A 26,150-nucleotide genomic window follows, 5' to 3' on the forward strand; every position below is an offset into this window, starting at 1 on the left:
CACCGCCGGCGCGGTCTGGGTTCTCGTCGTCGACGGCACCGGCCAAAGCACCAGCTTCGATGACCTCGGCCCAGCGCGCCGCCACATCTCCATCCACCCCGACCCCGACAGCGCCTATAACGCCCTCGCCGACATCCTCGCCGACCACGACACCACCGGCCTGAATCCCGAACCACTCACCGCCAGCATCGTCGAACGCGCGCTCGGCGAGTTCGACTTCGGCACCAGCCGCCACCTCACCAGCCCCGAACCCGAACTCCTCCCCGAACCCGCAGACGGCCGCCCTTGGCAGGATCCATGGCCCGCCGAACTCGCCACAGACATAGTCGACCTCGACGACGACAACCCCGCCCCAGCACCGGTTTCGCGGCTGCCGGGAGCAGCCCTGCTGCAGCGGTTACGCCGCAACCGAAGCCAGTAACTCCACGAAGAAGCCGGTCCGCATCAGCCTGGTGGCGTCGGTGGCCTGCACACAGACCAGGTGGCCGTCATCGCTCTCACCAGCGTCTTCGTCGCGACCCGATCGTCTCTACACCCGATGAAGTCGCGCCGATCTCGGCAGGATCTCGCGCCACTTCGCCGTACTGGATGAATCGGCGCGAGTTTCTCCGCCCCGCTCGGCGGCCGCGGTGGTGGTTACTCGAGCTGGGCGCGGGCTTCACGCAGGTAGTGGGCACGCCACCATTGGTCGTCGGTGTCGCAGCCGTCGAGGCGCCCCTTGCGGGTTTCCCCGGCCACCTCCAGCAGCGAGTCATTGTGGCGTGGTCTTTGCCGTGGTGGGGATCGGTGTGAAAGTAGGCGCCCAGACGGCGGTCCGCTCGGCGGGCATCTCGACGATGCCCTCGGTCTCCAGATACATGTTCCGGCCGGAGGCTTTCGCGCTGGAGGCGGTGTCGATGTGGATGTCTTCGGCGACGCCGGTGCGGTCGACGGCGTCGACCTGGTGGGCGGGGTTCTGTTCGACCGTGGAGACCCGCCCGCATCCCAGCAGCATGGAAACTACTGTGCGTACAGGTGCCTCCGCGCCACCCGACCTTATGTGGCGCAATCGAGCGCAATAAGGTTCTATGGACAGACGGAGGATCAGCGGGCTGAGATAGGAATAGGCCCCCTATGTCTTCAGAATTCCGCCGTCGGCCTCCTCACTACGGCGTCGACCAGTCGCAAAGCCTCAGAACCAGAAACGATCTCCCCCTCGCTACCCGATCTACTGGTCGGAGCGTGACTTCGTCGATCGGCACGAGATTCCGCGGCGATCGGGGGCTCGAATCGTGACCGGCTTCGACAGGGAGCCTCGCCCCGAGGAGAACCGCCACCACCGCACGGGCAGAAACACCGATCGCCACAGAGACACGTCCCCCACCGGAAGCCCCCAACGCTATATCTCGATCGGTGCCGCGGCCGAGTACGCGAGTGTCAGCAAGGACACGATCCGCCGCATGATCGCGGACGGCACCTTGCCCGCGTACCGCTTCCGGGGACAGGTACGTATCGCGATCGAAGACGTCGAGAACGCCATGCGCCCGATCCAATGAGAAGGCACTACGACGGCCAACGCTACTCGTTCGACCGCAACGGAGGGCATCCAGCCGGGGAGTGACATAAATCACAGAGATGCGGAAACCCGCTCCCACCTGCATTCCGGGCGGACATGAACGCGGTGTCGCTATTGCGCGTATATTGCGCGTCGCAGATCAGGCTTTCACAAAAACAGCCCTGACCTGGGCATTTAGTTGTGGTCCCAGCTGGGATCGAACCAGCGACCTTCCGCGTGTGAGGCGGACGCTCTCCCGCTGAGCTATGAGACCTAACGGGCTGTCCGGGCGATTCGAACCGCTCGAACGAGATGGAACATTAGCACGGGGCACCCGCTGTTCACCAAATCGCCTCGTGGACAGAATCGGAGCACGCGGCAAGGCGGGGCCGGCCCCGGTACGGCGGGGCACGGGTGACATATCGGTGCCGGAGAGTTCCGCCGACATCATCGGAAACAATGACACCGGCAGCCACTGCGGTCACATCGCGACTCGCGTCGACATCGCCACGTCATCATCCCTTTGACCAGCGGATTTGTACCTTTCACCGAACGTCGGCTAATGTTCTGTCTCGCAGCACGGAGGCCGGAACGAAGCCCCCGAGATGCATGCGGATGTAGCGCAGCTGGTAGCGCATCACCTTGCCAAGGTGAGGGTCGCGGGTTCGAATCCCGTCATCCGCTCGGAAGGTAGGGCCAGGCAGTAAAACGCCGTCCCCCTTTGCGCGGTGGAGTGGCCGAGTGGTGAGGCAACGGCCTGCAAAGCCGTGCACACGGGTTCGATTCCCGTCTCCACCTCGCGCGATTAGCTCAGCGGGAGAGCGCTTCCCTGACACGGAAGAGGTCACTGGTTCAATCCCAGTATCGCGCACCACCGAGAAAGGCCCCGGTAACCCCGGGGCCTTTCTGCTTTCCGAGCCCCTTCACGCCCTCCCCTCCGCGCGCGCGCCCCGGATCGCGTCGGTTCGCGCGGCTAGGCTGCGGGGGTGACTGGGGTTGTTGAGCCCGATGGGGTGGAGGCGGCGTTCGTCGACGACATCGAGGGCGACGTGGCGTTCGGGTTGGAAGAGGTCAATGCGGTCCTGGCCGGGTTGGTGACGGTGCACGCGCAGCGGCGCCGGCGGGACGCGGAGATTCTGGCCGCGCGCCTGGGGGTCACCGGTGAGCCGCCGCAGACGTTGGCCGCGATCGGCGCGCGGTTCGATCTGGCACGGGACCGGGTGCGGCAGCTGCATACACGCACGGTCGGTCAGATTCTTCGCGAGACGCATCTCGGTGGCGCGGAGCGGGCGGTGTTCGCCGAGAGGTATCCGCTCGATGCCAGGGACTCGGCGTTGGTCGGCAGGTTGCTCGCGGAGACCTACGCGACGGATGCCGATCTGGCGGCCAACGAGTTGGCCTTTCTGAAGTTACGGCTGGCAGGGCACACTGCCGAGGACGCGAAACGGGTCGCGGGATATGTGATGCAGCGAATCATGGGGTGGCAGAAGAAGACCAACCGACGACTGGCGGCGTTGCACGATGAACCGGCGGCGACCGCCGCGCTGGATGTGCTGTGGCCTCGAGTCGATTGGCCGGAGCCCGGACGGCAGCCCGCACCTCTTCCCAGCGCGTCGGCCCGGGTGGTCGACGCGGACGACGATCAGCGCGGACGGTTCTATCTGGACAAGGTGGGCCGGGACGTCGGGTTCGATTCGGCGCTGCGGGCGCGGCTGCTGCTGACGCTGAACGCCGGTGAGCAGGTCCGGACCTTCCAGGAGGAGCCGATGGCGATCTCCTACCGGTTCGGCGAGCAGACCCACCTGCATCACCCCGGTGTGGCCGCCGAGCTGGTGGACGGGCGGGTCGTGCTGATCGATGTGCAGCCGCTCGGGCATGTCGGCTTCGAGATCAACCGGGTGAAGGCCGCGGCGGCTCGTGAGCACGCGCACGCGAACGCCTGGGGTGTGCTGATCTGGACCGGCAGCCGCACGGGCGTGGCCGAACTGCGCGACCGGACGGTCGACGCGGAACTCGAACAGCAACTGACCGAACTGGTGGCCGCCGGGCCGGTCCGGCAGGCCGTGCTCCGCGAGTTGCACCACGAGGCCGGGCTCGAACTGCTCGACCTCGCGGCGCTGACCCTGCGACACGGCTGGCGTTGGGACCGCATGACGTTCACCATCAGCGCCGCAGCGTGACCGCACGCCGGCTCAGCGCACGATCACCGCGGCGGCGAGGAACGTCGCCAGCAGCATCATCGAACAGACGGTGATCAGCTGCCAGCGCTCGATCGTGCGGTTCAGGCCCGCGACGGTGGCGCGCAGACTCGCCTCGACCCGATGTCGTTCGGAGATGCGGCGATTGATCGCGTCCACCGACTCGGCCTGTTGCGCCATGCCGTCCTGGGCACGTTCCAGCCGCCAGTTCAGGCGGGTGATCAGCCTTTCCTTGTCGCGCACCTGGGTGCGCGAAACCGCAAGAGCGGTGCGTTGATTGACCAACTCCCGGCGCTGGCGGGCGATGACGGCGGCTTGGGTCCTGGTGTGCCTCTCCCAGTCGGTCACTCGCGCCCAGCCTCCCTTGTGCTCGTCCCGATAGGCCCAGACGATATCGCCGGACACCCAGCCGCGCAGGAACTCCCGCAGCTCGAACGGAGTACGCTGGGGCGAGGCCACGGGGGTGTGGACGGTGTCGAGTACACCGCTGTCGATGAGGTAGTCGCACGAACTGGGCCCCAGATCGGCGACTCCCAGAGCGGGCAGGTGATCGACCCAGAAGCCGGGCGGGCACAACCACAGCACACCCGCGCAGCCCGCCGCACGCAGGCGCGCGGTGTGTTCCTGGGCGAGCGTGGTCTCGAGCGGACCGTTGCGCACCTCGATCGCGTACCAGCGATCGCCGCTGCGCCAGCGGATGTCGACGGGAACGCCCGCCTCGTCGGGGCCCGCGCCGATCCGCTGATCCACATCCGCCTCGTCGGCGCCGAATTCGACCAGACGCGCGCACAGCCAGTACTTGAGACGCTGTACATCCCATTGCGTGTCGGCACATTCCGGACAGCGGCAGCTGTACCGAGAACGGCCGCTACCGGATGCCCGCGACCCCACGGCGCCCTCGCCGATACCGAGTTCTGCGAGCACTGCCCGGCGCCCGCAAGCCATCTCTGTCCGCTGCTTGGTTCGCACGCGATCACTCCCTGCCCGACCCGCTGGTCTCGCGACCTACTCCATGGATCCAGAGTGCGCCTACTTCCCGACGCCCGCCAGCCCCCTTTACCCGCGTTCGGGTGCGCCGCGTTACGACACCCAGGCGAGGAAGACGATGGTTACTGTCCCGCAGGGTTTTCCGGAACGAAACACGAGAGATCCGCCACAGCGTAGCCGGTCGGCGCGACCCGTGCAGTCCCGGCATCGGACGACGAGTAGCCTCGAGCCGTCCGCGAGTCGCCGTCATCGACCCCGGTGCATACGACTCGCACAAGCAGACAGCTACGCCGGGCGTTGTGGGCACACCCGCGACCTCGGCGGCCGGGCACGGCCGGTGATCGGTGGATAGAATCGCCGGGCGGTCGCCCAGTCCGGGCAACGAGCGGGAAGAGGTATGCGAGGCATGGAGCACGGCCAACAGGACGCCGAGCCGATCGGGACGATCTTGTCGGGCATCGCGACGCTCCTTCGCGAGCTCAGCGACCAGCTCGACATCGCCGCGGCGCGTGTCGAGGACTCGACCGGCCTCGACGCCCGGCTGAAGAAGCTCGAATCCTGGGCTGCCACTGCCGGAGAGGACATCACGTCCCTGCGCGCGCGGGTGGACAAGGTCGAATCCTCGGAGGTACGGACCGCTGTCACCGCGCGACCGACCCGCGCCGAGCGCAGGGAGGCCGCCGAGCGCGCGGAACTCGAGGCCGCCGCGAGCCGCACCGACGAGAGTGCCACCTCGACCGGCCGGGTCTCGAGCGCTCCTGCCTCCGGCACGCCGAACCCGCCCAGCACGCACGCGCCGAGTGACCAGGTAGCGCTCGTGAGCGCGAAGGACGACGAAGCCGCGGATACCGCGAGCGCATCCGTCGAGCCGGACCGACAGAAGTCCGCGGCCCAAGCGCCCGAGGCGCCGCCGCGCCTCGCCCCCATCCCGCGGCTGCCCGCACCCGAGGTCGCCGTCGCACCGGTGGAACCCGTTGCCGCTCCTGAGAAGTCCGAGCAGCCGGACGCCGCAGGCAGTGACGGCCCCGCCTCGCTCGGTGGCGGTACGACGGAAGTCGCACCCGGCCGCCGCCTCCCCCGGGCCAACTTCCCGCGCAGGCAACCCGCGCGCGCCGAGTCCGGTGCCGGCAGCAGCCTGCTCGGCGGCAGCGGCCGACCCGGCAAGAGCAGTCCCGATTCCGGCGGCCTGCTCGGCAGCGACAGCTCACTCGATCACGGCACCGACGCCGAGAGCACCGCGATCGTCGCCGGGAACGCGCTCGCGGACAACGCGGTCGGTGGCGAGACGCCCCGGGGCGCCGAACCGCATGACCGTGAGCGCGACAAGGGGGTCGCGGACAACGACCCGCAGACCGAGGAGAGCATCGGTGCGCGCGGAGATGCCGGGCGGCTGCGCTCTCCCGCCGCAGCGCAGCAGACCGGCGACAGCGCTGAGGCGGTCGCGGTGGTCGACAGTGCCGTGGTCGACAGTGCCGTGGTCGACAGTGCCGTGGTCGACAGCGCCATGGTCGACAGCGCCATCATCGACGGCTCCGTGGTCGACAGCGCTGTTCCGTCCGGCGGCAGCAGGCTTCCCCGCCGGGCCGCCGCCTACAGCCCGTCCGCAGCGAACGACGCCGACGCCGGTGATCCGGCCACGCCGCACATTCCCAGTCGCGCCGAACGCAGGCGGCTCGCCGAGGCCGATGCGGCCGTATCGGATTCGGCATACGCGGACTCCGCATCCGGGTCGGCGCACGCCAAGCCGGAGAGCGCGCACCCGGAGTCCCGGCACGCCACCGCGGGCGAGACTGCGGATCGGCCGGACGTCGCGCGTGTCGAGGCGGCTTCCACAGCGGAGACGGCGGGCCCGGCGGCCCGCGCTCTGGGGATCACCGCCGCGGCAGCGCCCGATACCGCCGAGCGGTCGCGGCGCGGCGCGGCCATGAGCGAGGCCGCGGCGAAGCAACTCGCCGACAACGATGCGCCTGCGACCGAAGTGATTCCGGGCCTGTCCGCCCTTCGCCATCTCGTCTCCGACAGCGACGACGCAGTGGAGGGCCCGTCTCCCGCGCTGCCGCAGCGCGGTTCGCGACGGGCCGATCGACGCGACGCCGTCGAGCCGGGGCGCCCCGAAGGCACTCCGGATGTCGGCGCTCGGCCGCATTCGCATGGCGCCGTGGTCGATGACGAGAACCCCCTGCCACAGCACGGCTCCGGCCACGCACACCGCCATCGGGATGCCGGCTCCCTTCCCGAGCGGGAGACCGGCGACTCGCTCCCGACACGTCATTCTTCCGGCAGCCATGCGCAGAGCGACCTGGCCGGTGACCTCCCGCAGCGAAACGCCGGCGCGGACTTCCCGCATCGTGATTCGGCCGCCGGGCATCCCGTACAGGGCTCCGATCCGGATTTCCCGCACGATTCCGACGCCGGACTGCCGCAGCGCGCATCGGGCACGGGGCTTGCCCAGCGTGACTCCGGTCCCGGACTCCCCCGACGTGACGCGAGCTCCGGCCTGCCGCAGCGGGACTCCGGGAACCCGCTGCCTCAGCGCGGCACGAGCCATGCACTCCCCGGACGCGAAGCCGGCCGGACACCCGCGCAGGGCGAGGCGGGCAAGACACTCGCGCCGCTCGGCATGCACAGCACGCGGCTCGATCCCGAGGACGTCCCCACATTACGCGAGGTGAGCGGCTCGCTGCCGACACGTGACGCCGGGACAGGCGGCACTCTGCCCCGCCGCGATCCCGGGCACGCCGCTCCCCCGCGTGACGCGGTCGCCGAGATCACCTCCGACGGTACGGCTTACCGCTCCGCCGGACGACACAACAGCGGTGACGATCGAGAGACCGAGGACCAGCTCGCCGGAGCCGGGCCTCGGGTGAGGCTGCCCGCTCGCACCGATCCGTCTGCCCGCGATGACGCCGGTTCCTCGCAGTCGGACCAGGGCGATCCCCGATTCGGGGGCGTCCGCCCCGACGAGTCACCGGCCCCTGACTCCTGGCAGGGCGAGTTGGACCGGCTGGCCGCCGAGACCGCCTATGCCGACGACAGCGATCTCGGTGGCGACGACCGTCAGGTCGCGCCCGTCGGGCCGACCTCGCTCCCCCGGCGAGGCGACGGCCCGTCGGGTGTGACCAGGCGGGTGGAGCCCGCGGGTATCACGCCGCGCCCGGCGCCGGTGCAGCCCAACCCCTTCGGGCCGCCGACCAGTTCGCTGACCGCGGGCATCGATGAGCCCGCGAGCATCGACATGCCCTTCGATCTCGAACTCCCCGCCTCCCGGCCGCAGGTGAGTACGCCCGAGGTCGCCGAGCAGGCGCCGAGCGGCAAGCAGCGGCCAACCATCGAGGACAACGCTCACGTCGACAAGCTGCAGGCCATGCTGGACGAGCTCAAGCGCAACCCGGCCGGTCCGTTCAGCCGCGCGGTGAACACCCCGCCGGAGAACTCCGGACACTGAGCCTCGACCGGGCCCCACCGCCGCAATCCGTGCTCGCGCGATTCAGCGGCGGCGGGTGGTGTCTTGCGGTGGGGCCAGGACGGATTCGACGAGGTCGCGCAGCCAGCGGTGAGCGCCGTCGGCGGTGTTGCGGGAGTGCCAGGACATACCGATGGTGATCTCCGGGAGTGGGAGCGGGATCTCGAAGGTCGCCAGGCCGAGGGCGGTGATGGCGCGAGCGGCCAGGTGGGCCGGTGCAGGACAGACGAATTCACCGGACCGCACGGCCAGGAGCGCCGAAGGCAGGTCGGGGACGGTCGCGAAGACCCGGCGGGTGCGGCCGTGCAGCATCAGGCGGTCGTCGATCGGTCCGCGCGGGCGGCCGTGTCGCGAGATCGCCAGGTGCGCGGCGCCGGCGTAGGCGGCGACCGTGGCGCGGCCGGTGACGAGCGGGTGGTCGGGGACAGCGACGCCGACCAGTCGGTCGCCGAAGACCCGGTGTACGACGATTTCCGGTTCGGTGTGACCGACGACGCCGACGGCGAGGTCGACGCGGCCGTCACGCAGGTCCGCGGTGCCCTCCCCGGTGTCGGGGAGGAAGCGCAGAGTGACGCCCGGCGCATGGGCGCGGACGGCGACCGACAGCGGGCCGGTGAGTTCTGCCAGCACGAGGTCGTCGGCCCGCAGGGTGAACCCGCGTTCGAGGCGGGCCGGGTCGACGGGAGCGCGGGGAGTCAGGACGGCGCGACTGCGCTCCACCAGCGCCGCGACTTCGGAGCGTAATTCGAGGGCGCGCGGGGTGGGTACCAGTTGCCTGCCCGAGCGGACGAGCAGCGGATCGCCGAGCACCCGCCGCAACCGGGCGAGCGTACGACTCATCGCCGATGGTGACGTGTGCAGGCGGCGGGCGGCCTCGGTGACGCTGCGGGAGTCCAGCAGCGAATCCAGAGCAACCAGTAGGTTGAGATCGAGCGGCTCCACTCCCGGATTATCACAGATGCAATCGGCAGGTCTCCGATTGCGCCACGGGCAATCACACCGAGCTGATCCGCGTCCTTCCGCTACAGCTGCGCCGACGCCGACAAGCGCTCCTACGCCGGACACATTGCGCGGCCGATTCCGCGCCTCCTCGAAGGACACCGGGCAGGCATGCTGTCGGAGCTGCACCGGGTATCGCCACGCGGCCCCCTAACGACGCTGCGCGGGATACTGCGGCTGGGCCGGGTAGTGCTGTGGCGGGTACTGCTGCCTCGGAGAATCGGCGGGCGGCTGTCCGCTCCCCGAGAGCTCCTGCTGCGCAGGGAAATTCGGCCGTCGGTCAGGATAGCTCTGCTGCGCGGGGTAGCTCTGCTGCTGTGCGGGGTAGCTCGGCTGCCGCGCAGGGTAGGACTGGGCGGGATAGGCCCGCTGCGCGGGAGGATTCGGCGCCGCCGAGGCGGCGGGGTCCTGTGCCGGGACAGGTGGCTCCTGCGCGGCGGGCTGCTGTGAGTCGGCGGCGGGCTGCTTCGAGTCGGCGGCGGGCGACGGGGACGCGCTCTCCTCGGACGGGGGAATGGTCGCCTGCTCCTTCCCCTTGCCGTACCGCTCGCCCAAACCCCGGTACGCGCCCGGCCGCACCCGCCGGGCCCATTGCGCGCTCCGGCTGCGCAGCGGCACCTTGAACTTCAGGTCGGCCAGCAGCTCGTCGATGGTGTGCAGAGTGAACGGGGTGACGGTGGTGCCGTGCGCGTGGTGTCCTGCGGTACCCGCGGTCATCCAGCGCAGACGCTCGTCGATCTGCGCTTCCCGCTTCTCGGCGTCGGGCAGGGTCAGGCGGCCGGCGAGCAACGCGGCGATCCAGTGCGCGGTGACCTCGGCCGTCAGCGGCGCGAGCAGGCCGGAGTTGTAGCCGGCGAAGGTGATGTTCTCGACCTCGGTCGGCAGGATGTTGCGGTGCAGGCGGAAGTTGCCGTCCTCGTCGGTGAGCAGGCGCTGGATGTAGGGCGTGAGGAACCCGACACGCTGGTGGAAGCCGGTGGCGGCGACGACCAGATCCGCGTGCAGGGCGGAGCCGTCGGTGAGGTGGGCGGCGGGCGGGCCGGGTCTGCCGGACAGCTCGCGCACCTCGGTATCGCGGATCACGCGGATCGCACCGGCGCGGACCTGCTCGAAGAAGCCTTCGGTCACCACGCCGGTGGTGCTCTGCGCGATCTCCTCGAACCGGCCCTCGGGCACCAGGTCCAGCTCGCGCAGACCGAGCCTCTTGATGGTCATCTCCTGGACCACGTCGAAATCGCTGTCGCGGAAGGACCGTCCCGCACCGTGCAGGAAGCGCTCGGCGCCACGCGGGGCGTGGTACCGGAAGTGGGCTTCGCCGAGGCGGCTCAGGAACAGTCGTTCGAAGTCCAGACCGTGCCCCAGGCTGCGCGGCATCTTCCACAGCAACCGGCGGGCCACCACCGTCGTGCTCGCGGCGACATGGCTGACGGCTTCGGCGATGTCGCAGGCGGATTGGCCGTAACCGACGATCACGACGTTCCTGCCGCGCGCGGACTCCAGGTCGAGGAACCGCGAGGAATGCACCAGGGTGCCCCCGGCGGCGGTGAAGGCGTCGGCGCCACGGTAGTCGGGCACGGCGGGCTCGCTGAACACACCGTTGGCCACGACCAGGTGATCGCAGGAGGTGCGGTGCGCGCCGGTCTCGTCGCGGATCTCGAGCAGCCAGCCGCTGTCGACCGGGTCGGCGGCGACCACCTCGGCGCCCAGCCGCACGAACTCGTCGAGACCGAAGTTACGGGCGTAGCGCTCCAGGTAGGCCTGCACCTGGGCGCCGTCGGGCACAGCCGGGTACTCCTCGGGCATCGGGAAGTCCGAGAAGTGGTAGGTGAGCTTGCTGTTCTGCAGGCGAAGACCGGGATAACGCCTGGTGGCGCTCCAGACCCCGCCCACGTCGGGTGCGCGATCGAACACCTCGACGGCGAAACCCTCCCGGCTCAACACCTTCGCGCAGGCGAGGCCTGCAATGCCCGCACCTACGATCGCGACGCGGTTACCGCTCGTCATGGGCTCCGAGCCTACCCGCCCGTAGCCCGTCGGAGCTCCCCCGGTCGAGATCGAGGCTCGGGCGGGCACCGATCCGGGTACGCGGACGTGCTGTACTTGACCGATGAGCAACGCGTCAGTGATCGTGGATCGAGCCGGACTGTGGGACGCCGAAGCCCTCAGCGACGTTGCGGCCACGACCTTCCCGCTGGCCTGCCCACCCGGAGCGAGCGCCGAGGACATCGCGATCTTCGTCGAGCAGGCGCTTTCCGGTGAACGCTTCGGCGAATACCTCAACGATCCGGACCGCACCGTGCTCAAGGCGGTGGCCGGGGACGAGATCGTCGGCTACGCGATGCTGCACGCGGGCGACCCGGCGGACCCCGCGGTCGCGGCGGCGGTGAACCTGCACCCCGCGCTGGAGATCAGCAAGATGTACGTGCTGCCGGGACATCACGGGACCGGGGTGTCGAGCGCGTTGATGGAGGCCGCGCTGCGGATCGCCCACGAGGGCGGCTACCCGGGCGTCTGGCTGGGGGTCAACCAGTTGAACGCGCGCGCTCAGCGGTTCTACGCCAAGCACGGTTTCGAGATCGTCGGAACCAAGACTTTCACCGTCGGCCGCGAGGTGCACAACGACTACGTGATGCGCCTGCGGTTCTGACCGGGCAGGCGCACTCGGCCGGACGGACCGCTAGGACGCGGCGGCGGCCTCGAACCGGGACAGCGCCAGCAGACGGGAGATGGCCCGCAGGTACTTCTTGCGGTAGCCGCCGTCGAGCATCTCCTGGGAGAAGATCTCGTCCAGTTTGGCCCCGGACACGGTGACCGGCACGCTCGCGTCGTAGAGGCGGTCGGCCAGCACCACGATGCGCAGCGCGACGGCCTGATCGGTGACCGGATGCACGCCGGAGACGAACACCGCGCTGACACCGGAGATCAGCTCGCCGTATTTCGACGGGTGCAGCTTGCTCAGGTGGGTCAGCAGCGCGTCGAACTCGTCGAGCGTGGAACCCGGTGTGGCCGCGGCCCTTTCGACGAGTTCCACGGCCGAGGTCGGGTCCGGGGCGGGCGGCAGGTCGCGGTGGCGGTAGTCGGGGCCGTCGACGCGCACGGCCTCGAAGATCGCACCCAGCTTCTTGATCTCGCGCATGAAGTCCTGCGCGGCGAACCGGCCCTCCCCGAGCTGGCCGGGCAGGGTGTTGGAGGTCGCGGCGATGGAGACACCGCGCCCGGACAGCTCGGTGAGCAACCGCGAGACCAGCATGGTGTCGCCCGGATCGTCGAGTTCGAACTCGTCGATGCACAGCACACTGTTGTCCGCGAGACGCTCGAGCGCGTTGTTGAACCCGAGCGCGCCGACCAGATTGGTCAGCTCGCCGAAGGTGCCGAAGGATTTCGGCGCGGGCGAGCTGTGGAAGATCGAAGCGAGCAGGTGGGTCTTGCCGACGCCGAAGCCGCCGTCGAGGTACAGACCCGCGCCGGAGACCTGTTTCTTCTTGCCGAACAGGCTCTTCTTGGTGGACGCCTTGTGGATCTTGGCGACCTCACCGGCGAAGGACTCGGCCGTGCGCACCGCGGCGGCCTGGCTGGGCTCCTGCGGGTCGGGAATGTAGGAGGAGAAGCTGACCTCGTCGAACATGGGCGGAGGCACCATCTGGGCGACGAGCTGGTCGGCCGGAACCTCCGGATGGCGATCGACAAGGCGTTCTTGCATGAACGAAGCCTAATGACGTGGTGTGATCTGTTCTCATGCAGCGTATCCCCAATGCGATCCAGCTCACAGAACTCGATGCCGACGGGCTCGCCGACCTCTACGCCTATCCGATGGGACTCGACGCGCCCTGGGTGCGGGCCAACTTCGTCTCCAGCATCGACGGCGCCGCGACCAGCGGCGATCAGACCGCCGCGCTGGGCACCCCCGCCGACAAGACCGTGTTCGGCCTGCTGCGCGATCTGGCCGATGTGATCCTGGTCGGCGCGGGCACCGTGCGCGCGGAGAACTACGGCGGCGCCCACACCGATCGGCAGCGCCGCCGCTCGCTCTACGATCGCGCGCGCGGCGGGGACGCCGAGGGCGCGCCGCCGCCGATCGCGGTCGTCACCGCGAGCGCCGCGCTGGATCCGGCCGGCAGGTTGTTCACCGACACCGAGGTCGCCCCGCTGATCCTGACGACCTCCGTGGCGCCGGAGGACCGCAAGAAGGCACTGGCCGAGGCGGGGGCGGAGGTGATCGAGGCGGGCGGTGTGGCGATCACGCCCGCGGGGCTGCTCGCCGCACTCGCCGAGCGGGGGCTGTACCGGGTGCTGTGCGAGGGCGGACCGCATCTGTTCGGCGAGCTGCTCGAAGCCGATCTGATCGACGAACTGTGCCTGACCACCGCTCCGTTCCTGGTCGGCGGCACCGCGCGGCGAATCTCGCTGTCGGCGCGCGAGTTCCGGCATCGGATGCACCGCCGGCACGTCCTGCTCGACGCCGACGGGACCATCCTGACTCGCTGGGGTCGTCGGTGAAACAGCCGCCCGGACCTGGCAGGCTGTAACGCATGCGCTGGACCCGAGCCGCCGTGCTGGCCTCGACACTGTCGATCGTGATCGCCGGATGCGGTGTGGGCCCCTCCGATCGTCCCGGTGTCGCGGTGGAGCGACCCGCGGTCGGTGGCGGGCCCGTCACCGAGGAGACGACACCGGCCGAGCCGCCGCGCGCCGAGCTGCCGCAGAGCGATCTGAGCTGGACCGATTGCACCGAACCGACCATGAGATTGCTCGGGCTCGGGCCCGCGCCCGAGGGCTTGGTGCTCGAGTGCGCCGAATATTCGACCCCCATCGACGCGGCGGGCTCCGTGATCGGCAACTTCCGTAATGGTGCGATGCGCGCCCGACTGGCGCAGACCCCGGCCGATGTCGCGCCGCTGGTACTCACCTCGGGTACCGACCGGTCCTCCACCGCCACCCTGGCCGGTCTCGCGGTCGGCGCGACGATCGGACTGCTGGCCGAACGCCCGATCGTGGCGGTGGACCGTCGCGGCATCGGCACCTCCCAGCCGATCGACTGCCTGCCGCTGGACGTCCGGCAGGACCTGACCGATCACGCCCAGTTCGGCCCCGGCACCGACCCGGTGACGGCGATGGGCGAACTGAGCCAGGAGGCGACGATCTCCTGCCGCGATTTCCTGCAGCCCTACGAGAGCACCTTCGACGCCTCGCACGCCGCCGACGACATCGAGCAGTTGCGGATGCAGTGGCAGGTCGAGCACATCGACATGATCGGCACCGGCAACGGCGCCGTGGTCGCACTGGCGTACGCCCGCAAGTACGGCGATCACCTCGCCCGGCTGGTGCTCGACGCCCCCGAGGCTGTCGCGACCGACGCGGTCACCCGGCAGGAGCAGCAGCTCCGGGGCACCGAGGCCGCCCTGACCGCCTTCGCGCAGCGCTGTGTGGTGACGGGCTGCGCACTCGGGGCAGATCCCCGCGCGGCCGTCGCCGATCTGGCGCGCCGGGCGGGGGCGGGCGAACTCGGCGACCTGTCCGAGGCAGCGCTGCTCACCACGATCACAGGCTTCCTCGGCGCACCGCGCGCCGATCAGTCCACCCGCGTCGCCGAACTCGCGGACGCACTGGTCGCGGCGGGCGCGGGCGACCGCACAGCGCTGGACAACCTGGTGCTACGCGAGACCGCGGCGACCGAGGGCGACGGACAGTTCGTCAACCGCTGCACCGACACCCAGCAGCCGCCGACGGCGACCAAGGCAGCCGAGCTGGCCCAGACGTGGGGCGGGACGTATCCGGTCTTCGGTCGGCAGGCGGCCATCGGGCTGATGACCTGCTCGGCCTGGCCGGTGTCCGAACCGCCCGCGACACTCGACGATCTGACCATCCCGGTGCTGGTCTTGACCGGTGTGGCCGATCCGGTGGTCGGCGAGGGCGGGCAGTCCTCGGTCACCGGCGTCCTGGGCGGGGCGGGCGCGCGGCACGCCACGGTCAGCTGGCAGGGATGGGGACACCCGGTCCTGCCCCACTCCGGCTGCGCGCAGCGGATCGTGTCCGATTACCTGAAGGACGCGAAGCTCCCGCGCGACGGCAGCGCCTGCCCCGCCTGACTCCGATGCGCGTCGACCGGAGGATCAGCCCGGAATCGGCCTGTGACGGCGCGCCGGGACATATCCCGGAAACCCGCCGCGTACCTGGTCGGTGTACCGTGCCCCAGTGTTCCTTCGACAGCTAGAGCCCCGCACAGCTCGCACCACCGCCGAGGTGATCAAGTTCGCACTCTGGCCCATCGCGGTCATGACAGTGCTGAACAGGGTGTTCATCAAGGCTGTCAACGGCTTCATCACCGATGACTACCGGCCGGTCTACAACGCCTCGCTGGCGTTCCTCAACGGGCAGCCGGTCTACACCGCCAATTTCGACTCCGTCGACCCGCACTATCTGTATCCGCCGGGCGGCACGCTGCTTATCGCGCCGATCGCGCTGATCGACCCGGAGAAGTCGCGGTGGTGCTTCATCCTGCTCAACGCCGTGGCGATTCTGCTGGCCTGGTATCTGCTGCTGCGGCTGTTCAGGTACACGCTGAACTCGGTGGCAGCGCCCGCGCTGCTGCTGGCGATGTTCATGTCCGAGACAGTGATCAACACGCTGGTGTTCACCAATGTCAACGGCTGCATCCTGCTCGCCGAGCTGGCCTTCCTGCACCTGATACTGCGCCGCCGCGATCTGTGGGCGGGGGCGGTGCTCGGGCTCAGCATCACGGTGAAACCGACCCTCGCGCCGTTGATCCTCATACCGCTCGTGCGCGGGCAGTGGAAGGTGCTGATCACCGCCGCGGGCGTGCCGGTGGCGCTGACCGCGATCGCGTGGCCGCTGATCGAGGACGCCGATCAGTTCATGACCCGGACCCTGCCCTACCTGTTCGAGACCAGGGACTACTTCAACAGCTCCATCGTCGGGAACGCCGCCTACTACGGTCTGCCGGACTGGCTCGCCTTGGCTTTGCGCCTGGTCATGGGCGTGCTGGTGGCGATCTCGCTGTGGCTGCTCTACCGGTACTACCGCGAGGACGAGCTGTTCTTCGTGACCACGGCTTCGGGCGTGCTGCTCACCGCCTCGTTCGTGCTGCTGAGCCTCGGCCAGATGTACTACTCGATGATGCTGTTCCCGTTCCTGATGAGCGTGGTGCTGCGCAATTCGGTGCTGCGCAACTGGCCGGCCTGGCTGGCGGTGTTCGGGTTCATGTCCTACGACAAGTGGCTGTCGGACCGCTGGCAGGACCTCGGGCGCAATCTCGAGTACCTGCGCATCACCTTCGGCTGGTCGCTGCTGCTGATCGTGGTGTTCTGCGTGCTCGGCGACCGGTACCTGGCCGCCCGGCGCGAAGGCAGGCTCGCCTCCGGCCTGGACCAGGACTGGATGCGTGACGCGCCGGATCCGCGCAACGACGCACCCGCCGTCGAATCTGCCGCCGTACCGGCCGCCGACACCGGCACCCTCTCACCTGCCGCGCTCACCGAGGAGCCCGAGCCGGAGCTGGCCAGGGCCACACCGCACCACGGCGGCTGAGCGGGGCTCGCCGGTCCGGCAACGCCCCCGCGGACCGGCGGTCGGCGACGCCTGCGCGTGGCACGTATTAGCGTGGAGCCATGAGTTCCGACGCCGACGCCTCCCTTCCCGCGCCCCGGATCCAGCTGAGCCCGCAGGAGTGGCGGGCCAAGCTCGATCCCCAGGAGTACGCGGTCCTGCGTGAGGCCGCGACCGAACGCCCCTTCACCGGGGAGTACACCGACACCGAGACCGAGGGCGTCTACAGCTGCCGTGCCTGCGGCGCCGAGCTGTTCCGCAGCACCGAGAAATTCTCCTCGCACTGCGGGTGGCCCTCGTTCTTCGACCCGGCCGATTCCGACGCGGTGCTGCTGCGGGCAGACGACACGCTGGGCATGCGCCGGGTGGAGGTGCTGTGCGCGAACTGCCACAGCCATCTCGGCCACGTCTTCGAAGGCGAGGGGTACGCCACCCCGACCGACAAGCGCTACTGCATCAACTCCATCGCGCTGCGACTGCACCCCTCGGACAGCGCAGCGCGATGACGATGACGTCGATCGCGGCACAGCGAACGCGCAGCGAATACTAGAGAAACGACGCCGCCCGGCGCATGCCCCGAAAGATCTGGGCGTGTGCCGGGCGGCGCGGTCGGCTATGCGGGCGGCCGATGTCAGGGCAGGGCGGTGACCAACTGCTCGAGGTCCACGCGCGGGCCGGTGAAGAACGGGGTCTCCTCGCGCACGTGCAAGCGGGCCTCGGTGGCCCGCAGGTCACGCATCAGGTCGACGATCCGGTGCAGTTCGGGGGCCTCGAAGGCGAGGATCCACTCGTAGTCGCCGAGGGCGAACGAGCTGACCGTGTTGGCCCGCACGTCCGGGTATCCACGGGCGGCCTTACCGTGATCGGCGAGCATCTTGCGACGCTCGTCGTCGGGCAGCAGGTACCACTCGTAGGACCGCACGAACGGGTACACGCAGATGTAGGCGCCCGGATCCTCACCGGCCAGGAACGCCGGGATGTGACTCTTGTTGAACTCGGCAGGGCGGTGCACCGCCACATTGCTCCACACCGGGTCGCTCGCGCGCCCCAGGGCGGTGGTACGGCGGAAGTCGCTGTAGGCGGCCTGCAGATCCTCGATCCGCTCGGAGTGGGTCCAGATCATGAAGTCGGCGTCGGCGCGCAGGCCCGCCACGTCGTAGACGCCGCGCACCACCACGTCCTTGTCGGCCAGCCCGTCGAAGAAGGCCTGGGCCTCCTTGATCGCGGCCGCTCGGTCGTCGCCCAGCACACCCGGCTGCACCTGGAACACCGAGAACATCAGGTATCGGATGGTGGAGTTGAGAGCTTGATAATCCAGTCGCGCCATAACACCCATCGTGCCACTGCGGTACCCCGTCTCCGCTACGGGGCACGGTCCCGGGCGTCCGGCCCCATCCGCCTCCCGGACCGGGCCGGACGCCCCTGCGAATTCGAGCAGTACCGCCCTACCCGCGGCGGTGCGTCCTGTGCACTGCTACGCCCGCGCCGATGGCCCGGCGTCAGGGTTTCGTCGACACCGGCAGGCGCTCGACGATTCGGCGGGCCGCCGCGTCCCCCGTCGCGACGCAGGCAGGCACGCCGACACCGTGCAGGTACGCACCCGCGACCGCGAGGCCGTCGCATTCGGCGACCGCCGTCTCGATCTCGGCGATCCGGTCGAGATGGCCGGGAGCGTACTGGGCCAGCCCGCCGCGCCAGCGTTGGACGACGGCATCCTTCGGGGCGATCGGCACACCGGTGACGGTGGCCAGATCCTCGGCGGCAGCGGCGACGAGCGCCTTGTCCGGCCAGGCCAGCGTGGAATCGTCGCCGAACTTGCCGAACGAGGCGCGCACCAGCGCGTCCGGACGTTCGGCCAGGTGCGGCCACTTGCGACTCGACAGCGTGAAAGCCTTGGCGCGCAGGGACTCTCCGGTCGCGACGAGAATTCCGGAATTGTCCGGCAGCGCGGTGTCGGCGGGCAGCGCCATGGCCACGACCACCGAGGACGACACCTCGATGCCGCCCGCCGCGGCCGCCGCGCCGGGAGCCACATAGCGCAGCAGGCGCGCCGCGACCGGGGCGGGCGCGGCCAGCACGACCGCGTCGACCAGCCCGATCGGGTCGAGCACCCAGCCTGCGGTCGCGCGCGCCAGCCGGGTCGCCGCGGTGCCCCCGACGATCCGCACCGACGAGGACCGCACCAGAGCCTCGATCAGCACCCGGTAGCCGCCACGCAGAGCGCCGAACACCGGGGTCGTGGACGGCGGCGGCAGAGCGGCGGAGACCGCGTGGGTGAGGCTCGGCGCTCCCTCGTCCAGCGCGGCGGCCAGGGTCGGCAGGGCGGCACGTACGCCGATGGAACGCGAACTTCCCGCGTACACCCCACCCAGCAGCGGATCGACACTGCGTTCGACGACCTGCGCGCCGAACCGGTCGGCGACCAGGCTGTGCACGTCGACATCGCTGTCCGGGTACCAGGCCAGCGGCCGGCTCGACTCCCCCGCGATCCGTTCCACGGTCTCGTCGTCGACCAGGCCCCGCACCGACTCGGCGTCCGACGGGATGCCCATCAGGGTGCGCGCCGGCATCGCGTGCGCGGCGCCACCGGCCCACAGCAGCGGGCTTCTGCCCGCCGGGTACACCAGCTGATCCTCCAGGCCGAGCTCACGCAGCAGCGCGGGCACCTCGGGGCGGCGGCCGACGAAGGCCTCCGCACCCAGATCCAGCGGCTCCCCGTGGAGGTCCGGGGTGTACAGAATGCCGCCCACCCGGTCGGACGGGTCGAGCAGAACGAGATCGGCCTGCGGACCGAGCAGGGTCCGCAGCCGATGGGCCGCGGCGAGACCACTGATCCCGCCACCGACAATCGCGATCCTCATACTCTGCGACGGTAGTCCGGTGCGCGGGCGGCCGGGCAGAGGCTGTCGTCCATGTCACCGCCGGGCATTCGGCCTCAGAGTTCGTGGACCAGTTCCACCAGCGCGGTGATCACACCGGGATCGGTGTCGGGCAGCACGCCGTGGCCGAGATTGAAGATATGACCGATCGCGCCGAGCACCATGGCCTCGTCGGCTTCGGCGACGATCCGGTGCGCATGTGCCTCGACCGCCTCCGGACCGGCGAACAACACGGCCGGATCGAGGTTGCCCTGCAAGGCTTTTCCCGGACCGATGCGCCGCACGGCCTCGGTCAGCGGGACCCGCCAGTCGACCCCGACCACGTCGGCGCCCGCCTCGCCGAGCGCGCCGAGCAGTTCGCCGGTGCCCACGCCGAAGTGGATGCGCGGCACGCCCGCGTCGGCGACCTCGGCGAACACCCGCTCCGAATGCGGCAGCACGAATTCGCGGTAGTCGGCCAGCGACAGCGCGCCCGCCCACGAGTCGAACAGCTGTATCGCGTCCACGCCCGCGTCCAACTGGGCGCGCAGGAAAGCGATGGTGATGTCGGTGAGCGCGCCGAGCAGTTCGTGCCAGGTCTTCGGATCGGCGTACATCATCGCCTTGGTGCGCTCGTGGTTCTTGCTCGGCCCGCCCTCGACCAGGTAGGAGGCCAGGGTGAACGGCGCACCGGCGAACCCGATCAGCGGGGTGTCCCCGAGCGCGTCGATCAGCAACCGCACACCCTCGACGATCGCGCCGACCTCTTCGGTCCGCAGTCGCGGCAGCGCCCGCACGTCCGCGGTGGAACGCACGGGCGAGGCGACCACGGGACCGACGCCTGCCACGATGTCGAGATCGATGCCCGCCGCCTTGAGCGGAACGACGATGTCGGAGAACAGGATCGCCGCGTCGACACCGTGTCTGCGGACCGGCTGCACGGTGATCTCGCAGACCAGCTCGGGATCGAAGCACGACTCCAACATGCCGATCCCGGCGCGCAGTTCGCGGTACTCGGGCAGCGAGCGCCCCGCCTGGCGCATGAACCAGACCGGGCGCCGGCTCGGGGTGGCGCCCGTCGCGGCGGCCAGGAACGGGGCGTCGGTCAACCGACGGCGGCTGTGGGTGCTCACCCGGCCATCGTATGCGGCGGCGCGCCTCCGACTGCGCCGGGTCGGTAGCGGATACGGTCGGGCTCGTGACACCGCTCGACTTCCGCGACGGCGCCGCACCGACCGAAGGACCCCAGGGCGAGCCTCCCCTGTTCCGCGCCGCGGTCGATGCGATGGGCACCGCGACATGCCACCCCCGGATCGAGCTGGCGCCGATCCGGCCGCCGCAGCGGCTCGCGCCCTACTCCTACGCGGTCGGCGCCGAGGTCACCCACCCCGAGACCGGCACGGTCCCGGTGGATTCCGAAGGAGACGCGTTCGGCAGATTGATCCTGCTGCACGACCCCGATGGCGACGAGGCCTGGCACGGCACGTTCCGATTGGTCGCCTACGTCCAAGCCGACATCGACGCCGCGCTGGCCACCGATCCGCTGCTGCCGGAGGTGGCGTGGAGCTGGCTGGTGGACGCGCTGGAAACCCGCTCGGAGCCGTTCACCGCGCTCGGCGGCACCGTCACCTCCACCAGTTCGGTGCGCTACGGCGACATCGCGGGCCCGCCCCGCGCGCACCAATTGGAACTGCGCGCCTCGTGGACCGCACTCACCACCGACATGCGCCCGCACGTCGAATCCTTCTGCGAAGTGCTCGCCTACTCGGCCGGTCTGCCGCCCGCCGGCATCACGCACCTGCGTCCGCCGCCCTATACCACCCACGAGCCGGAGTGACGGCAACGTAGAGTTCAGGGCTATGCCGGTAGCAGAACAGCCCGGGCAGGGCAGCGCGGAAGTCACTACAGCCGAGCCTCTGCTCGCCCCGGTAGACGGGGTGCCTCCGGTGCTGGGCACCGCAGGCGAGATCGCCGAAGCGGCCCAGCGCCTCGCTTCCGGCACCGGTCCACTGGCCGTCGACGCCGAACGCGCCTCCGGTTTCCGCTACTCGGCGCGGGCCTATCTCATCCAGCTCCGCCGGGCCGGAGCGGGCACTTTCCTCATCGATCCGATCCCGGTCACCGATGCGCTCGGCCCGCTGGCCGAGGTGATCAACGACCTGGAATGGGTCCTGCACGCCGCCGACCAGGACCTACCGGGGCTGGCCGAGCTGGGGCTGTACCCGGCGCGGCTCTACGACACCGAGCTCGGCGGCAGGTTGGCCGGGTTCGAGCGCGTCGGGCTGGCGGCGATGGTGGAACGACTGCTCGGCCGCTCGCTGCGCAAGGGCCACGGCGCGGCCGACTGGTCCACCCGTCCGCTGCCCGCCGACTGGCTCAACTACGCCGCGCTCGATGTGGAGCTGCTGCTGGAACTGCGTGACGCGGTGGATGCGGATCTACGGGCTCAGGGCAAGGTCGGCTGGGCCGAGCAGGAATTCGAGCACGTTCGGCAGGCCGGTCCGCCCGTCCCCAAGTCCGAACGCTGGCGGCGCACCTCGGGTATCCACACCTTACGCAAGGCCAGGCAGCTCGCCGCCGTCCGCGAATTATGGACCGCACGCGACACCCTGGCCCGCACCCGCGACATCGCGCCCTCGCGCATCCTGCCCGATTCGGCGATCGTCGCCGCGGCGACCGCCGACCCGCGCAGCATCGCCCAGCTCCGTGCCCTGCCGGTCTTCGGCGGGCCACGCCAGCGCCGCTACTCCCGGGAATGGCTGGCCGCCCTGGAAACCGCCCGCAGCCTTCCCGACACCGCTCTCCCCCCACTCAGCCAGCCGTTCGACGGCCCGCCGCCGGTGAACCGCTGGGAGCGCCGCGACCCGGTCGCCGCCGCCCGACTGGCCCGCGCCCGCGCCGCGCTCAACGACCTGTCCATCGAGCACACCGTCCCCATCGAGAACCTGCTGGCCCCGGACGCCGTGCGGCGGCTGTGCTGGGACGGCCTGAGCGAGTACTCCCGGCCCCGCGCCCCGGGGGAGCTGGCCGCCGAGATCGACGGCTTCCTCGCCGCGAGCGGCGCCCGGCCATGGCAGCGAGAACTCACCGTCGCGCCGCTGTCCGAGGCCCTGACTCCGGAACAGCCCGAGGACTGACGGCGCGGGTCAGTGGGCTCCCAGCCAGCCCGCGACGCGGCGGGCGACTTCCGGAGACGTCAGGCCGAGCTGGTGGAGTACCTCGTCGCGGGAGGCGTGGTCCAGGAATTCCTGGGGCACACCGAGATCGCGGGTGGGCACGTCCAGCCCCGCCGCGCGCAGGGCCGCCGAAACGGCGGAGCCGATGCCGCCGTGCAGGCCGCTGTCCTCCAGGGTGACCACGAGTCGGTAGTTCTCGGCGAGCTTGACGACGGAATCAGAGACCGGGAGCACCCAGCGCGGATCGACGACGGTCACCGAGATGCCGTCGGCGGCCAGCAGGTCCGCCGCCTCGAGCGCGGTCTTGGTGAACGGGCCGACGGCGACGAGCAGGACGTCACCATGCTGGGCCTGCGCGGCCGATTCCGGGTCGGCCAGCCGCAGTACATCGATGTCCTCGAGCCGCTCGACGGCGGCGATGTCCTCGGCGACGCTACCTTTCGGGAAGCGCAGCACGGTCGGGCCGTCGGTGACGGCCAGCGCCTCGGCGAGTTCCTCGCGCAGGGTGGCCGCATCGCGCGGCGCGGCGACCCGGATGCCGGGGATGATGCCGAGTACCGACAGATCCCACATGCCGTTGTGGCTGGCGCCGTCCGGGCCGGTGATGCCCGCCCGATCGAGCACGACGGTGACCGGCTGCCGGAGCAGCGCCACATCCATCAGCAACTGGTCGAAGGCGCGGTTGAGGAAGGTCGAGTAGATCGCGACCACCGGGTGCAGGCCGCCGAGGGCCAGGCCCGCCGCGGAGGTCATGGCGTGCTGCTCGGCGATGCCGACGTCGAACATGCGATCGGGGAAGGCTTCGCCGAAGGCGGACAGGCCGGTCGGTCCCGGCATGGCGGCGGTGATGGCGACGATGTCCTCGCGACGGCGTGCGTGCCCGATCAGCTCCTCGGAGAACACCGAGGTCCAGCCACGCGCCTTCTTCCCGGCCAGTGGGCGGCCGGTCAGCGGGTCGATCGGGTCGCAGGCGTGCATCTGGTCGGCGATGTTCTTCTCGGCGTGCTCGTAGCCGCGACCTTTCTGGGTCACCGCGTGCACCACCACCGGGCCGCCGAAATCCTTGGCGCGGCGCAGCGCGGCCTCCACGGCGGCGACGTCGTGCCCGTCGACCGGGCCCACGTACTTGACGCCCAGGTCGCTGAACAGCTCCTGCGGGCTCACCGCGTCCTTGATGCCCGCTTTCACCGCGTGCACCATCGAGTACGCCGACTCCCCCACCCGCGGAATGCTCTTGAGCAGCCGCTTGCCCGCGTCGAGCGCGTGCTCGTAGGCGGGCTGGGTGCGCAGCGCGGTCAACCGGTCGGCCAGGCCGCCGATGGTGGGCGCGTACGAGCGGCCGTTGTCGTTGACCACCACGATCACCGAGCGGTCCTGCCCGGCGGCGATGTTGTTGAGCGCCTCCCAGCACATGCCGCCGGTAAGCGCGCCGTCACCGACCACCGCGACCACGTGACGATCCTGACCGCGCAGCGCGAACGCCTTGGCCAGGCCGTCGGCGTAGGACAGCGCGGCCGACGCGTGCGAGGACTCGACCCAGTCGTGCTCGCTCTCGGCGCGACTCGGATAGCCGGACAGTCCGCCGCGCTTGCGCAGATCGTCGAACTGGTCCTTGCGACCGGTCAGGATCTTGTGCACGTAGGCCTGATGGCCGGTGTCGAAGATCAACGGGTCGGCCGGTGAGTCGAACACTCGGTGCAAAGCGATGGTCAGTTCGACGACCCCGAGGTTCGGACCCAGGTGCCCGCCGGTGGCCGCGACCTTGCGCACCAGGAACTCGCGGATCTCCTCCGCCAGTTCCGGTAGCTCGGCCACGTTCAGCCGGCGTACATCTTCGGGTGAATCGACCCCGGAAAGCACTCCCACCTGAACTCGCTCCCTCCGGATTACGCATCTGATCCGCTCAGTCTACGGAGCGTCGGCGGTGAACTTCGGCGACCTCGGTCCGAAGAGCGGAAGTGGCGTGGGAAAACGACTGGTCGTCGCGGCGCGACACGCAGTGGGTGGGACCGAATGTGAGCCCTCGCACCACCGGTCGGCCGTGGTTTCCCGCCGTAGCGGACGACGCGACCTACAGTGTGGGCATGAGCAGTGACAGCTCGAGCCCGGCCGAGGCCGCGACGGTGACCGTGTTCGGTCTGGGCCGGGCGAACGCCACACCGGACCTGCTCCGGCTGACCATCTCGGTGGAGTCGCGCGCCGGCCGGGTCGCCGCCGCCTACTCCCGTGCCGGGGAACGGGCGGCCGCGGTCACCGCGTCGCTGCGCGGCAACGGAGTGGACGACATCGACATCGCCACCAGCGGGTTGACGGTGCGCACGGAGACGGTGTGGGGCGACAACAGGGAACGCATCGTCGGCTACACAGCGGGCACCGCTCTCACCGTCACGCTGCGCCGGATCGGGCCGACCGCCACACCCGGCCCGGCCGCGATCATCGCCGCCGCCGTCGAAGCCGGTGGCGACGACGTGCGGCTGGGCGGGCTGGTCCGCACCGTCGCCGATCAGGAGGGCCTGTCGGCCCGAGCGCGCGACGCCGCCTGGGACGACGCTCTGGCCAAGGCCGAGCGCTACGCGCGGCGCGCGGGCCGCACGCTGGGCCCGGTCGTCGAGATCACCGAGAACACCGCCGCGGCGCCGCAGTTCGCGCCGAAGATCCGCGCGGTGGCGGCGATGGCCGAAACGGCGGGCGGCGCGCCGGTGCCGGTGGAACTCGGGGAATCGGAGATCGCCGCGAGCGTGCGGGTCACCTGGTACCTCGAGTGACGGCGGTGTCCGCCGCCAGCAGAGCCACGCATTCGACATGGTGCGTGGCCGGGAACGCGTCGAAGACACGCAGGTCGGCCAGTTCGTAGCCGGCGCGGCCGTAGAGGCCGAGGTCACGGGCGAAGGCTGCCGGGTCGCAGCCGATGTGCACGATCCGCTCGGGTCCGGCGGCGGTCACCGCGCTCACCACTTCCTTGCCGGCGCCCGCTCGGGGCGGATCGAGGACGACCACTCGCGGCGGCTGCGCGGCGTGCTCGGCGAGCCATCGTTCGACCCGGTCCGACTGCAGGTCCACCCACGGCTGATCGCGCAGCGCGGCCCGGCCGTCGGCCACCGCGACGCGCGAGGACTCCACCGCCAGGACCGAGCCGCCGGGGCCCACCTGTTCGGCGAGCCGGGCCGCGAAGACGCCCGCGCCGCTGTACAGATCCCAGGCGCTGTCCCCGCCGGACAACTGGGCCCACTGCCCGATCAGATCCGAATAGCACTGCGCCGCATCGCGATGCGCCTGCCAGAAGCCCGTGGCCGCCAGTTCCCAGCGCCGGCCCGCCACGTACTCGACCGCGCGGCCGGAGCCCTCGACAATCCGTTCGGCCCGCGGCGCGTG

At 70.4% G+C, this 26,150-nt stretch carries 21 protein-coding genes, 4 tRNA genes and 1 pseudogene; 15 read left to right on the plus strand and 11 right to left on the minus strand.

From position 1 onward, the window contains the following. Positions 1-421, plus strand: a pseudogene (locus NS3_RS29630) (hypothetical protein); the annotation flags it as partial. A gap of 330 nt (positions 422-751) precedes the next feature. On the opposite strand, the gene NS3_RS29700 reads toward NS3_RS29630, so the two are convergent. After that, the gene (locus tag NS3_RS29700; RefSeq protein ID WP_067865559.1) at positions 752-994 is read right to left on the minus strand and encodes a recombinase family protein; all 243 of its coding nucleotides are present in this window, start codon (positions 992-994) and stop codon (positions 752-754) included. Between the two features lie 277 nt (positions 995-1,271). On the opposite strand from NS3_RS29700, the gene NS3_RS29835 reads away from it, so the two are divergent. Further along, positions 1,272-1,535, plus strand: coding sequence for an excisionase family DNA-binding protein (locus NS3_RS29835; RefSeq protein ID WP_067865562.1), 264 nt, complete (start codon positions 1,272-1,274; stop codon positions 1,533-1,535). A gap of 201 nt (positions 1,536-1,736) precedes the next feature. Here NS3_RS29835 and NS3_RS27100 read toward each other — a convergent pair. Further along, positions 1,737-1,808: transfer RNA gene (locus NS3_RS27100), tRNA-Val, on the minus strand. 337 nt (positions 1,809-2,145) lie between these two features. Between NS3_RS27100 and NS3_RS27105 the strand changes: the two genes are divergently transcribed. The 4 genes from NS3_RS27105 (at position 2,146) to NS3_RS27120 (ending at position 3,714) form a co-directional block, all read left to right on the plus strand. Then, a tRNA-Gly gene (locus NS3_RS27105) sits at positions 2,146-2,218 on the plus strand. A 43-nt stretch (positions 2,219-2,261) separates the two neighbouring features. Beyond that, positions 2,262-2,332 (plus strand) — tRNA-Cys (locus tag NS3_RS27110). Between the two features lies 1 nt (position 2,333). Then, a tRNA-Val gene (locus tag NS3_RS27115) sits at positions 2,334-2,408 on the plus strand. Positions 2,409-2,520: 112 nt separating this feature from the next. Then, positions 2,521-3,714, plus strand: a complete 1,194-nt coding sequence (locus tag NS3_RS27120; RefSeq protein ID WP_067865566.1) for a sigma-70 family RNA polymerase sigma factor — start codon at positions 2,521-2,523, stop codon at positions 3,712-3,714. A gap of 12 nt (positions 3,715-3,726) precedes the next feature. Here NS3_RS27120 and NS3_RS27125 read toward each other — a convergent pair whose 3' ends face one another. Next, a complete protein-coding gene (locus NS3_RS27125; protein ID WP_245649838.1) occupies positions 3,727-4,701 on the minus strand; it encodes a hypothetical protein in 975 nt (324 codons plus the stop codon). 424 nt (positions 4,702-5,125) lie between these two features. Between NS3_RS27125 and NS3_RS27130 the strand changes: the two genes are divergently transcribed. After that, a complete protein-coding gene (locus NS3_RS27130; RefSeq protein ID WP_067865569.1) occupies positions 5,126-8,164 on the plus strand; it encodes a hypothetical protein in 3,039 nt (1,012 codons plus the stop codon). A gap of 42 nt (positions 8,165-8,206) precedes the next feature. Here NS3_RS27130 and NS3_RS27135 read toward each other — a convergent pair whose 3' ends face one another. Continuing rightward, a complete protein-coding gene (locus NS3_RS27135) occupies positions 8,207-9,124 on the minus strand; it encodes a LysR family transcriptional regulator (RefSeq protein ID WP_067865571.1) in 918 nt (305 codons plus the stop codon). Between the two features lie 207 nt (positions 9,125-9,331). Beyond that, entirely contained in the window at positions 9,332-11,185 is a 1,854-nt protein-coding gene (locus NS3_RS27140) for a flavin-containing monooxygenase (protein ID WP_281206597.1), read from the minus strand. A 103-nt stretch (positions 11,186-11,288) separates the two neighbouring features. Here NS3_RS27140 and NS3_RS27145 point away from each other — a divergent pair, with 103 nt between their 5' ends. After that, entirely contained in the window at positions 11,289-11,828 is a 540-nt protein-coding gene (locus NS3_RS27145; protein WP_067865575.1) for a GNAT family N-acetyltransferase, read from the plus strand. Positions 11,829-11,858: 30 nt separating this feature from the next. Here the strand turns inward: NS3_RS27145 and zapE are convergent, their stop codons facing one another. Further along, positions 11,859-12,881: a cell division protein ZapE gene (gene zapE / locus NS3_RS27150; protein ID WP_067865577.1), complete on the minus strand. Its 1,023-nt coding sequence runs from the start codon at positions 12,879-12,881 to the stop codon at positions 11,859-11,861. Between the two features lie 35 nt (positions 12,882-12,916). Here zapE and NS3_RS27155 point away from each other — a divergent pair, with 35 nt between their 5' ends. The 4 genes from NS3_RS27155 to msrB all read left to right on the plus strand — a co-directional run bounded on the left by NS3_RS27155 (position 12,917) and on the right by msrB (position 17,250). Beyond that, complete coding sequence (locus NS3_RS27155; RefSeq protein ID WP_067865580.1) at positions 12,917-13,678, plus strand: pyrimidine reductase family protein; 762 nt, start codon at positions 12,917-12,919, stop codon at positions 13,676-13,678. A 32-nt stretch (positions 13,679-13,710) separates the two neighbouring features. Next, positions 13,711-15,267 carry an alpha/beta hydrolase gene (locus NS3_RS27160; RefSeq protein WP_067865582.1) on the plus strand — a complete coding sequence of 519 codons (1,557 nt, stop codon included), beginning with the start codon at positions 13,711-13,713 and terminating at the stop codon, positions 15,265-15,267. 106 nt (positions 15,268-15,373) lie between these two features. Then, complete coding sequence (locus NS3_RS27165) at positions 15,374-16,726, plus strand: glycosyltransferase family 87 protein (protein WP_245649839.1); 1,353 nt, start codon at positions 15,374-15,376, stop codon at positions 16,724-16,726. Positions 16,727-16,806: 80 nt separating this feature from the next. Further along, positions 16,807-17,250: a peptide-methionine (R)-S-oxide reductase MsrB gene (gene msrB, locus NS3_RS27170; RefSeq protein ID WP_067865588.1), complete on the plus strand. Its 444-nt coding sequence runs from the start codon at positions 16,807-16,809 to the stop codon at positions 17,248-17,250. 125 nt (positions 17,251-17,375) lie between these two features. Here msrB and hemQ read toward each other — a convergent pair whose 3' ends face one another. From hemQ to hemE, 3 genes are all read right to left on the minus strand, one after another. After that, on the minus strand, positions 17,376-18,071 hold the full coding sequence (gene hemQ / locus NS3_RS27175; protein WP_067865591.1) for a hydrogen peroxide-dependent heme synthase: 696 nt from the start codon (positions 18,069-18,071) through the stop codon (positions 17,376-17,378). Between the two features lie 172 nt (positions 18,072-18,243). Then, positions 18,244-19,605, minus strand: a complete 1,362-nt coding sequence (locus NS3_RS27180; protein WP_067865594.1) for a protoporphyrinogen oxidase — start codon at positions 19,603-19,605, stop codon at positions 18,244-18,246. Positions 19,606-19,679: 74 nt separating this feature from the next. Continuing rightward, entirely contained in the window at positions 19,680-20,735 is a 1,056-nt protein-coding gene (gene hemE, locus NS3_RS27185) for a uroporphyrinogen decarboxylase (RefSeq protein WP_067865598.1), read from the minus strand. Positions 20,736-20,887: 152 nt separating this feature from the next. Here hemE and NS3_RS27190 point away from each other — a divergent pair, with 152 nt between their 5' ends. After that, entirely contained in the window at positions 20,888-21,439 is a 552-nt protein-coding gene (locus tag NS3_RS27190; protein ID WP_067865609.1) for a DUF3000 domain-containing protein, read from the plus strand. A gap of 22 nt (positions 21,440-21,461) precedes the next feature. Beyond that, positions 21,462-22,739, plus strand: a complete 1,278-nt coding sequence (locus tag NS3_RS27195) for a ribonuclease D (RefSeq protein ID WP_067865601.1) — start codon at positions 21,462-21,464, stop codon at positions 22,737-22,739. A gap of 9 nt (positions 22,740-22,748) precedes the next feature. On the opposite strand, the gene dxs is transcribed toward NS3_RS27195, so the two are convergent. Next, positions 22,749-24,644 (minus strand): 1-deoxy-D-xylulose-5-phosphate synthase, encoded by a 1,896-nt coding sequence (dxs, locus tag NS3_RS27200; RefSeq protein WP_067865604.1) that lies wholly within the window; start codon positions 24,642-24,644, stop codon positions 22,749-22,751. 218 nt (positions 24,645-24,862) lie between these two features. Here dxs and NS3_RS27205 point away from each other — a divergent pair, with 218 nt between their 5' ends. After that, positions 24,863-25,543, plus strand: coding sequence for an SIMPL domain-containing protein (locus tag NS3_RS27205; protein ID WP_067865612.1), 681 nt, complete (start codon positions 24,863-24,865; stop codon positions 25,541-25,543). Here NS3_RS27205 and NS3_RS27210 read toward each other — a convergent pair. Beyond that, on the minus strand, positions 25,524-26,150 hold a 627-nt coding region (locus NS3_RS27210; protein ID WP_169811694.1), incomplete at its 5' end, for a class I SAM-dependent methyltransferase. The two genes, NS3_RS27205 and NS3_RS27210, sit on opposite strands and share 20 nt — an antisense overlap.

The sequence above is a fragment of the Nocardia shimofusensis NBRC 100134 genome (genome assembly GCF_001613125.1).
In the GTDB taxonomy this organism is placed as follows: Bacteria; Actinomycetota; Actinomycetes; order Mycobacteriales; family Mycobacteriaceae; genus Nocardia; species Nocardia shimofusensis.

Coding starts and splice junctions, on each gene's coding strand:
- NS3_RS27130 (WP_067865569.1), top strand. CDS start 5,126: ATGGAGCACGGCCAACAGGACGCCGAGCCGATCGGGACGATCTTGTCG.
- NS3_RS27160 (WP_067865582.1), top strand. CDS start 13,711: ATGCGCTGGACCCGAGCCGCCGTGCTGGCCTCGACACTGTCGATCGTG.
- NS3_RS27180 (WP_067865594.1), bottom strand. CDS start 19,605: ATGAGGATCGCGATTGTCGGTGGCGGGATCAGTGGTCTCGCCGCGGCC.
- NS3_RS27145 (WP_067865575.1), top strand. CDS start 11,289: ATGAGCAACGCGTCAGTGATCGTGGATCGAGCCGGACTGTGGGACGCC.
- hemQ (WP_067865591.1), bottom strand. CDS start 18,071: ATGGCGCGACTGGATTATCAAGCTCTCAACTCCACCATCCGATACCTG.
- NS3_RS29700 (WP_067865559.1), bottom strand. CDS start 994: ATGCTGCTGGGATGCGGGCGGGTCTCCACGGTCGAACAGAACCCCGCC.
- msrB (WP_067865588.1), top strand. CDS start 16,807: ATGAGTTCCGACGCCGACGCCTCCCTTCCCGCGCCCCGGATCCAGCTG.
- NS3_RS27195 (WP_067865601.1), top strand. CDS start 21,462: ATGCCGGTAGCAGAACAGCCCGGGCAGGGCAGCGCGGAAGTCACTACA.
- NS3_RS27190 (WP_067865609.1), top strand. CDS start 20,888: ATGGGCACCGCGACATGCCACCCCCGGATCGAGCTGGCGCCGATCCGG.
- NS3_RS27140 (WP_281206597.1), bottom strand. CDS start 11,185: ATGACGAGCGGTAACCGCGTCGCGATCGTAGGTGCGGGCATTGCAGGC.
- NS3_RS27205 (WP_067865612.1), top strand. CDS start 24,863: ATGAGCAGTGACAGCTCGAGCCCGGCCGAGGCCGCGACGGTGACCGTG.
- zapE (WP_067865577.1), bottom strand. CDS start 12,881: ATGCAAGAACGCCTTGTCGATCGCCATCCGGAGGTTCCGGCCGACCAG.
- NS3_RS27155 (WP_067865580.1), top strand. CDS start 12,917: ATGCAGCGTATCCCCAATGCGATCCAGCTCACAGAACTCGATGCCGAC.